The organism is Pseudomonas sp. 01L34, assembly GCF_056400265.1.
In genome coordinates this window covers 232702-241399 of record NZ_JBFTSX010000010.1, presented here as the reverse complement: position 1 = coordinate 241399, position 8698 = coordinate 232702, and the positions used below count along the sequence as shown (strand labels likewise).

At 58.0% G+C, this 8698-nt stretch carries 10 protein-coding genes; 9 read left to right on the top strand and 1 reads right to left on the bottom strand.

Annotated elements, in window-relative coordinates:
• From AC1DQM_RS27410 to AC1DQM_RS27370, 9 genes are all read left to right on the top strand, one after another.
• A partial coding sequence (locus AC1DQM_RS27410) for an electron transfer flavoprotein subunit alpha/FixB family protein (protein ID WP_477747121.1) occupies positions 1-501 on the top strand: 501 nt, incomplete at its 5' end.
• 80 nt (positions 502-581) lie between these two features.
• Positions 582-1430, top strand: a complete 849-nt coding sequence (locus AC1DQM_RS27405; protein WP_064616624.1) for a substrate-binding periplasmic protein — start codon at positions 582-584, stop codon at positions 1428-1430.
• Positions 1431-1439: 9 nt separating this feature from the next.
• Positions 1440-1796 (top strand): DUF4398 domain-containing protein, encoded by a 357-nt coding sequence (locus tag AC1DQM_RS27400; RefSeq protein ID WP_064616625.1) that lies wholly within the window; start codon positions 1440-1442, stop codon positions 1794-1796.
• On the top strand, positions 1793-2605 hold the full coding sequence (locus AC1DQM_RS27395) for an OmpA family protein (protein WP_064616627.1): 813 nt from the start codon (positions 1793-1795) through the stop codon (positions 2603-2605). The genes AC1DQM_RS27400 and AC1DQM_RS27395 overlap by 4 nt, the downstream gene beginning before the upstream one ends.
• Positions 2606-2807: 202 nt before the next feature.
• Positions 2808-4247, top strand: a complete 1440-nt coding sequence (locus AC1DQM_RS27390) for an aminotransferase-like domain-containing protein (RefSeq protein ID WP_018929883.1) — start codon at positions 2808-2810, stop codon at positions 4245-4247.
• Positions 4248-4334: 87 nt separating this feature from the next.
• Positions 4335-4802, top strand: coding sequence for a hypothetical protein (locus tag AC1DQM_RS27385; protein ID WP_026286700.1), 468 nt, complete (start codon positions 4335-4337; stop codon positions 4800-4802).
• Positions 4803-4969: 167 nt separating this feature from the next.
• Complete coding sequence (locus AC1DQM_RS27380) at positions 4970-5224, top strand: YkgJ family cysteine cluster protein (protein ID WP_007942053.1); 255 nt, start codon at positions 4970-4972, stop codon at positions 5222-5224.
• A gap of 41 nt (positions 5225-5265) precedes the next feature.
• Positions 5266-5868 carry an START domain-containing protein gene (locus AC1DQM_RS27375; RefSeq protein WP_018929881.1) on the top strand — a complete coding sequence of 201 codons (603 nt, stop codon included), beginning with the start codon at positions 5266-5268 and terminating at the stop codon, positions 5866-5868.
• Positions 5869-6220: 352 nt separating this feature from the next.
• A complete protein-coding gene (locus AC1DQM_RS27370) occupies positions 6221-8314 on the top strand; it encodes an LTA synthase family protein (RefSeq protein WP_018929880.1) in 2094 nt (697 codons plus the stop codon).
• Positions 8315-8374: 60 nt separating this feature from the next.
• On the opposite strand, the gene AC1DQM_RS27365 is transcribed toward AC1DQM_RS27370, so the two are convergent.
• On the bottom strand, positions 8375-8533 hold the full coding sequence (locus AC1DQM_RS27365; protein ID WP_172901242.1) for a DUF3309 family protein: 159 nt from the start codon (positions 8531-8533) through the stop codon (positions 8375-8377).
• Positions 8534-8698 lie beyond the last annotated feature (165 nt).

Below are 8698 nucleotides of genomic sequence, written 5' to 3'. Positions count from 1 at the left end.
GTGATCACCGTGCGTGCGACCGGTTTCGACCCGGTGGCGGCTGAAGGTGGTTCGGCCGCCGTTGAAGCTGTTGCCGCTGTTCACAACGCCGGCACTTCCAGCTTCGTCAACGAAGAACTGGCCAAGTCCGATCGTCCGGAACTGACCGCTGCCAAGATCGTCGTTTCCGGCGGTCGTGGCATGCAGAACGGTGACAACTTCAAACACCTGTACGCCCTGGCCGACAAGCTGGGCGCTGCCGTCGGTGCTTCGCGCGCTGCGGTTGACGCAGGTTTCGTACCCAACGACATGCAGGTCGGTCAGACCGGCAAGATCGTTGCGCCACAGCTGTACATCGCCGTCGGTATCTCCGGCGCGATCCAGCACCTGGCCGGCATGAAAGACTCCAAAGTGATTGTTGCGATCAACAAGGACGAAGAAGCGCCGATCTTCCAGGTGGCCGATTACGGCCTGGTGGCAGACCTGTTCGAAGCCATCCCTGAGTTCGAGAAGCTGGTCTAATCCGGCGGCTTGACTTATAAAGAGCCCGGCCTTTTGGTCGGGCTTTTTTTGTTCCGGATTTGAGTGGGGAGAGTGTTGCCATGGATCTGCGCCACTGGTTTGGCTGCTCTTTTTTGCCAGGATTGTGTTTAAGTCTGGCGCTGATGCCGGGGCTGTCCAGCGCTGCAGGCAAATGCGAACGCTTGATCGTGACCGGCAGTCCCGACGCACCACCGTACCTGTGGCAAGACCCGCAAAACCCTAAGCACCTGATTGGCGCCAGTGCTGATTTGTTGCAGCAAGTGGCGGGGGAGTTGGGCATCAAGGTTGAGCTGCTCTATGCCGGCAAACGCTCCCAGGCCCTGGATGAAGTGCGCAGCGGGCGGATGGACATGCTGGCCGATGCGCCGTTGATGGTCACTGAACTGGAAAATCTGGATTACATCCATCCTGCGATGCTGGAAAACGATTATCTGGTCTGGACTCGCAACGACTCGTTATTGGTTTACAACGAAGCGCAGGACCTCCACGGTCATCCCGGCGCGTTGTCGGAAAAGGCTCGAGTGAGCCCTTCATTCGGCACTTTCGCCGAGCAGCAATTGACCCTCTTGCGCACACCCAATCTGACTCAGGCCTTTCAGAAATTGCTGCTGGGCGAGGTGGAGTTTGTCCTCGCCGGTCGCTACTCGGGCATGGCCATGGTGCAAACGCTGGGGATGGCCAATGACTTGATGGCCCACTCACAACCCATCGACAAACCCGGCCTGTACCTCGCGGTTTCCCATAACTCCGCCTGTAACGATCCTTGGTTGCGCGGACAGCTGGCCAAAAAGATGACAGAATTGCCCGCCTCCGGACTGACGGAAGCTGCGTTGCTGCGCAATATCGAGCGTTGGAAAGCGCAAGGCTCACAGCCGCAGCCACAACCTGTCAGTACCCCAAAACAGTAGGGATTTTTAGTGAGTATTCGACCTCTTTTCGCTGCCCTGGCCGTTCTGGCTCTGGCGGGTTGTGCAGCCGATCCGGCGCCGAATGAACAAATACGCCTGACCGAACAGGCCCTCGAACAAGCCAAGGCCGTGGGCGCTACCGCCGAGGAAGTGCCGGAGCTGAAACTGGCCCAGGACAAGTTCAACCGTGCTAAGGGCAACATGGCCGACCAGTCCTTCAAGAATGCGCGCATGCGGGCCGAGCAGGCCGAGCTGGACGCGCGCCTGGCCGAAGCCCGGGTTCTGACCCTCAAGAGTGAGGCGCAGTTGAACGTGCTCAATACCCGCATCGCCCGCCTGCGCAAGCAACTGGGAGATGCTCAATGAACCTGAAGACCAAAGCACTCGGCGGCTTGATCCTGGCCGGCTGCGCAAGCCTTTATGGCTGCGCCGGTCAACACAGCGAAGTGGCGTTGCAGCAGGCCGGTGCCGACTTCCAGAAGGTCAAGGAAGACTCCAACGTGTTGCGTATCGCGCCCAAGGACGTGATTCGTGCCGGCGAGTCCCTGGCCCGCGCCGATCGACTGTCCAGCTACTGGGGCAGCGGTTCGGACGTGGCGCATTACGCCTACCTGAGCCAGCGCTACAGCGAAATCGCCCGGGAACATACCAATCAAGTGCTCAACGAAGAGCGCGCAGCGAAGCTCGAACTCGAGCGTCAGCGCCTGCAATTGGCGCTGCGTGAGTCCAAGTTGCTTAGCGTGCAGCAACAGGGCAAGTGGCTCGAAGAGCAGATCGTGGCGTTGGCGACCACCCAGACTGACCGTGGTCTGGTGATGACCCTGGGTGATGTGCTGTTCGATACCGGTGAAGCGGAGCTGAAGAGCTCGGCGAACCGCGTGGTGTTGAAAATCGTCCAGTTCTTGCAGCTCAACCCTAAGCGTGTGGTGCGGATCGAGGGTTATACCGACAGCACTGGCGGTAAACAGGAAAACCTCAAGCTGTCCCGCGACCGGGCGCAATCGGTGGCTGATGTATTGACAGACCTGGGCATCGACGACAAACGCATCCAGGTTGAAGGGTACGGCGATGAGTACCCGGTGGACGCCAACGCTTCCGAGCGCGGTCGTGCGCAGAACCGTCGGGTGGAAATTGTGTTCTCCGACGAAAAAGGCCAGCTCGGCGCGGCCCGTTAAGGGCTGCGTCACTGGAAAAACCCGGCCTGCTCAGCAGCGCCGGGTTTTTTTGCGCCCGTCAAATGCGTCGTAAAACAGTACAGCTTTTGCTGACACCGCACTGTATGGTCGACTATTGTAGTAACTGTCCCAGTACACTTCTAAACTGTTCCGGTATTGTTTCACACAAGAATAAAATGCCCGTGAAATCGAGTGCTGCGTCATGACCAATCTCTTGCTCTATCAACGTATTGCTCAGCAACTGGCCGAAGACATCCGCCGCGGCGTCTATCAGCCGGGAGAGCGCGTGCCTTCAGTACGCAAGATGAGCTCGCAGCTCAACGTCAGCCATGCGACGGTGTTGCAGGCCTACGCCAACCTTGAAGATCAAGGGCTGATCCGTGCCCGGCCGCAATCCGGTTACTACGTGCACCAGACACCTGCCCTGACGGCACCGACCCCGGACATCGCCCGGGTCGAGCGCCCAGGCCTGGTCACCCGCAGCAGCATCATTCAGCAAGTCCTGGTCGAATCCCGCCGTGAGGGGGTCTTCCCGTTGGGCGCGGCTGTACCGAGTGTCGATTATCTGCCGGTGCGGGCACTGCATCAGCAACTGGCCAAAGTCACCCGTTTCCATAGTCCGCGCGCGTTCAGCTATATGTTCAGCCCTGGTTTCGAGCCGTTGCGTCGGCAAGTGGCGATCCGCATGCGCGACGCCGGCGTGGTGGTTGATCCGTCGGAAGTGGTAATCACCCACGGCTGCGTCGATGCGTTGCAGATGTCTCTGCGCGTATTGACCCGGCCGGGCGATCTGATCGCCGCCGAGTCGCCGACCTATTACGGTTTGCTGCAACTGGCTGACCTGCTGGGGCTGAAAGTCATCGAGATCCCCAGCGATCCGGCCACCGGTATGAGCCTCGAGGCCTTGCAATTGGCGGCCAACCAGTGGTCGATCAAGGCACTGGTGCTGACCACGCGCCTGAGCAATCCCTTGGGCGGCACCATGCCCGAAGAGCGGCAGAAGCAACTGCTGCGCCTGGCCTCGGATTTCGATATCCAGATCGTTGAAGACGATATTTATGGCGAGCTGATGTTCGAGCAGGGGCGCACCAAATCGCTCAAGGCCTATGACCGGCTGGATCGGGTGATTTATTGCTCCAGCTTCTCCAAAACCCTGTCGCCCGGCGTGCGGATCGGCTGGATGATTGCCGGCAAGTACCAGCAGGAAATTCAGCGCTTGCAGACGTTCAGCACGCATTCGGCCTGCAGTGTCACGCAAATGGGCATTGCCGCCTATCTGGAGAACGGCGGGTACGACCGGCATTTGCGTTACATCCGTCAGGAGTACCGCAAGAACCTCAGCGCTTTCCAACTGGCAGTGCAGCAGTACTTCCCGGAAGGCACACAGATGACCCGGCCTACCGGCGGTTTCATTCTGTGGGTCAGTTTGCCGGGGCGGGTCAATACGCAAGAGTTGCATGTGCGTGCGCTGCAGCAGGGCATCAGCATTGCGCCGGGGCTTATTTTCAGTAACACCGAGCAATTCAATCACTGCATTCGCCTGAACTGCGGCATCCCCTGGAACCGCGAGGCCGAGCGTGCATTGATGACACTGGGGCTGCTGGCGACGCAATTGTGTCAGGAGACAACGAGCGGTTTTTGACTTGCGGGGCAGTTATGAACTGCCCGCTTGTCTTGTCGCCTCCAACAGGCGAGCATATAACCTTCTGCCGTTCGCGTCGTTGGGTCCATGAAGCCGATTTTTCCTTCTGCCTGGTTATTGATCTGCCTGTTGATGACTTGTCATGCGGAAGGTGTCATGGCGGCTTCCGTTCAGGAAAAACCGACAGCCGCCGCAACCGCGAAAAAACCGGCGACGGCTATAAAAACCGCTCCGGTCAAAAAAAAGGCTGCCCCGGTCAAAAAGCGTTCTCCCATTGCTTCCAAGTCAAAACCAGCCAGCGAAGTGTTGAAAACCAACCTCCCTCCCGCCAATCTCGACTTGAGCTTGCCCAAGGATAAGGTCGATGAATTGAAACCGGTCGGCACGGTACCGTTGCCTCGACACGATGCGGTGTTGCCGCAAATGTTCGGTGGCAAAAGCAGTCCGTTTCAGCTGAACGGTCGCCTGATCAGCAACGAAATGCAGCTGCAACGGCGCAATGAAGAGCGCCGGGACGTTGAAGGCGCGGCACTGGAATTCGAGTTCAAGCAGTAAATTTCCCCCTGTTCGTGACCCGCGAAACAGACGCTTTGTCGGAGACTGGTCAGTCACGTTCGTTTGAGCGTAAAAACCCGGGCCCGGGTAATTTAAAACAACTGTTTTAGCCGTTACTCTGTGCCGCGTCCCTTTAACACATTGCTCGTCGCGAGGAGCTTGTCGTCATGAGATGCCGTGAAGGCTGTGGCGCCTGTTGCATTGCCCCTTCCATCAGTTCGCCGATTCCCGGCATGCCCAATGGCAAAGCCGCCGGAGAACGATGCGTACAACTGTCTGCCGATAACCTGTGCAGCATTTTCGGCAAGCCGGAACGCCCCGCGGTGTGTTCGGCATTTGAGGCCGATGTCGAGGTTTGCGGAAGCAGCCGCGACGAAGCGATCAAATTGCTGGGCTGGTGGGAGCAAATGACGGCCGCGTGATGTGTTCAACGAACGGAACTTCAACAATAAGGAATAAGACTATGGGTTCGCTGCATCGTATCGCTGTGCTGTGTGGTTTGACGGTTTTGCTGGCCTCCACGGCCCAGGCCGAAGACTGGAAAACCGCCAAGGACGAAGATGGCATCAAGGTGTCCTTGAGTGAGGTGGCCGGTTCCCAATACAAGGCTTACCGTGGTGTAACGATCATGAAGACCACCATGGCCAAACTGCGTGCACTGCAGGAAGATGTTCCGGGAGCCTGCGCCTGGATTCACGAGTGCAAGGTCCAGAAGCTGCTCAAGCACGAAGGCAACCAGAGCTGGACCTACACTCAGTTCAATACACCCTGGCCGGTCACTGCTCGCGATTCGGTGTTGCATGTCACTACCGTTGACGGCGCTGATGGCAGCCTGACCCGCGAGCTGGAAGGGCAGCCGAAGTACCTTCCGGAAGAAAAGGGTTTTGTACGGGTCGCCCAGGTCAAGGGTTTCTGGAAGTTCGTGCCTAAAGGCGATCAAGTCGAAGTGACTTATCAGGTTCACACTGATCCAGGCGGCAGCGTGCCGTCGTGGTTGGCCAACAAGTTCGTGGTCGATGCGCCGTTCAATACTCTCAAAGCCCTGAAAGAACGTGCCGAGAAGTAGCCGCGTATCCAGTTGATGCGGCCTGTTCCACAACGCCCCGATCAAATCGGGGCGTTTCATTTCTACCAGGGGAGGGGAGTTATTTTGTTTCCGGATATGCGTTGAACGAAATTTTCACAATCTCTCCAAGACAATTCGCCTCAACGAATCAACCCGCAACTTTGCGCCCACGCCGCTTGTCCCTGACCGCTATGAGCGGCAGTTTGGCTGTCGGGCAGTAATCAATGGCAATGCCGCGGTTGATCGTGCAACATTTGCGCACCGCGCACGCCCCGGGGCCGAGGATGGCCAACAGAGGGCAAGGCGCCACTGTATTTTTGTAACTTCAACTTCCAATGGGTCCTAAAACGACATGGCAAACCCGGACGCCCTGAATCAGCAGCGAGCTACTAGTCGCCTGCTGCAACCGACCGTCAAATCGCATCTGGCCTACACGCTGTTGTGCGCCCTGATCATGATGGTCATGTTCAGCCTGCTGCGCGTCGCGCTGCTGGTCTACAACCGCTCGATGATCCTCGACACACCGGCTTCGACCTTCCTGGAAGCGTTCGCCAATGGCCTGCGTTTCGACTTGCGCCTGGTGGTTTACCTCAGCGTTCCGCTGCTGCTGGCCCTGTTCAGCGCCCGGGCCATGGCGGCCCGCGGGTTCTTCCGGCTCTGGTTGACTGTTGCCTCGAGTATCGCGCTGTTCCTCGGCCTGATGGAGATGGACTTTTACCGCGAGTTCCACCAGCGCCTCAACGGCCTGGTCTTCCAGTATGTGAAAGAAGACCCGAAAACCGTGATGAGCATGCTCTGGTACGGTTTTCCGGTAGTTCGCTACCTGTTGGCCTGGGGTGTGGGCACGTTGATTCTGACCCTCGCGTTCAAGGGCGCCGACCGCGCCACACGTCCTCGCGGGCCGTTCAGCGGTGGCAGCATCGGCACGCGCCAGGTCGCTCCGTGGTATGCGCGCGGCGTGGTGTTCGTGGTCTGCCTGATGGTCTGTGTGGTCGCGGCGCGTGGCACCCTGCGCCAGGGCCCGCCGCTGCGTTGGGGTGACGTCTACACCACCGACTCGAATTTCGCCAACCAGTTGGGCCTCAACGGCACGCTGTCGCTGATCGCCGCGGCCAAGAGCCGGATGTCCGAAGAGCGCGACAACATCTGGAAAGCCACACTGGAACAACCTCTGGCCCAGCAGACCGTGCGCGATATGCTGCTGACTCCGAGCGACAAACTGGTGAACCCGGAGACCGCCGCGGTGCGTCGCAACTACACCCCCGACGCCAACAAGACACTGCCGATCAAGAACGTCGTGGTGATCCTGATGGAAAGCTTCGCCGGTCACTCGGTGGGCGCTCTGGGACGTCCGGGCGAGATCACGCCTTCCTTCGACAAACTGTCGAAAGAAGGTCTGTTGTTCGACCGTTTCTTCTCCAACGGCACCCATACCCACCAAGGTATGTTCGCCACCATGGCCTGCTTCCCGAACCTGCCAGGTTTCGAATACCTGATGCAGACCCCGGAAGGCAGCCACAAACTGTCCGGCCTGCCACAGTTGCTCAGTACTCGTGGCTACGACGATGTGTATGTTTATAACGGCGACTTCGCCTGGGACAATCAGTCGGGCTTCTTCAGCAACCAGGGCATGACCAACTTCATCGGGCGCAATGACTTCGTCAACCCGGTGTTCTCCGACCCGACCTGGGGCGTGTCTGACCAGGACATGTTCAACCGTGGCCTGGAAGAGTTGAAAGCCCGCGACGGCAAGGACAAGAAACCGTTCTATGCCTTGCTGCAAACCCTGTCCAACCACACGCCATACGCCTTGCCGACACCATTGCCGGTGGAGCGCGTGACCGATCGTGGCAGCCTCAACGAACACTTGACCGCCATGCGCTACTCCGACTGGGCATTGGGTCAGTTCTTTGAAAAGGCTCGCAAAGAGCCGTACTTCAAGGAAACCCTGTTCGTGATCGTCGGCGACCACGGTTTTGGCAACGAACAACAGATCACCGAAATGGACCTGGGCCGCTTCAACGTGCCGATGCTAATGATCGGGCCGGGCATACAGGAAAAATTCGGTCAGGTCGACCACACTGTGGGCACCCAGATCGACATCGTGCCGACCATCATGGGCCGCGTGGGTGGCGATGTGGTCCATCAATGCTGGGGGCGTGACTTGCTGAACCTGCCGGAAGGTGACAAGGGTTTCGGCATGATCAAGCCGTCGGGCAGCGATCAGACGGTCGCCTTGCTCACCGCGGACCGCGTGCTGGTACTGCCTAAAGAGATGCCGCCAAGGTTGTATCAATACGAACTGGGCGCTAACCCGAAAGGTGAAGTGATCCCGGCATCGGCTGACGAAGCGGCGCTCAAGCAGAAGCTCGAGTCGTTCATCCAGACGGCTACCAAGAGCCTGTTGGACAACACCGCCGGTGTGGTTGACGGCAAACCGGACTAAGTTTTTCCGGAATACAAAAGAGGCCCTTCGCAGGGCCTCTTTTTTTTGCCGGTAGAATCTCTATATCTTGCCAAGCAGCAATAGGATTAACAGCACCACCAACACCACGCCGATGATACCGGACGGGCCATAACCCCAACTTCTGGAGTGCGGGAAGACCGGCAGGCCGCCTATCAGCAACAGGATAAGAATAACGATAAGAATTGTGCCCATGTCTATTTCCTTGTTGGAAGCGTTGTGGGTTTGACCTGGCGTTTTAGCCATCAGCTGGACTTGTATTAATCCTAGCTGCTTAAAAAATCCGACTCATGGCTATGAAGAAAAATTCCAAGTTTTTTTAATGTTTTTGGAAAGTATGTTTATTTCTTTTGCTGTGTTTCGAAG

What these genes read in the sequence shown, in the direction of transcription:
- AC1DQM_RS27395 (WP_064616627.1), top strand. Translation starts at nt 1,793, where the DNA reads ATGAACCTGAAGACCAAAGCACTCGGCGGCTTGATCCTGGCCGGCTGC.
- AC1DQM_RS27380 (WP_007942053.1), top strand. Translation starts at nt 4,970, where the DNA reads ATGAGATGCCGTGAAGGCTGTGGCGCCTGTTGCATTGCCCCTTCCATC.
- AC1DQM_RS27370 (WP_018929880.1), top strand. Translation starts at nt 6,221, where the DNA reads ATGGCAAACCCGGACGCCCTGAATCAGCAGCGAGCTACTAGTCGCCTG.
- AC1DQM_RS27390 (WP_018929883.1), top strand. Translation starts at nt 2,808, where the DNA reads ATGACCAATCTCTTGCTCTATCAACGTATTGCTCAGCAACTGGCCGAA.
- AC1DQM_RS27375 (WP_018929881.1), top strand. Translation starts at nt 5,266, where the DNA reads ATGGGTTCGCTGCATCGTATCGCTGTGCTGTGTGGTTTGACGGTTTTG.
- AC1DQM_RS27405 (WP_064616624.1), top strand. Translation starts at nt 582, where the DNA reads ATGGATCTGCGCCACTGGTTTGGCTGCTCTTTTTTGCCAGGATTGTGT.
- AC1DQM_RS27385 (WP_026286700.1), top strand. Translation starts at nt 4,335, where the DNA reads ATGAAGCCGATTTTTCCTTCTGCCTGGTTATTGATCTGCCTGTTGATG.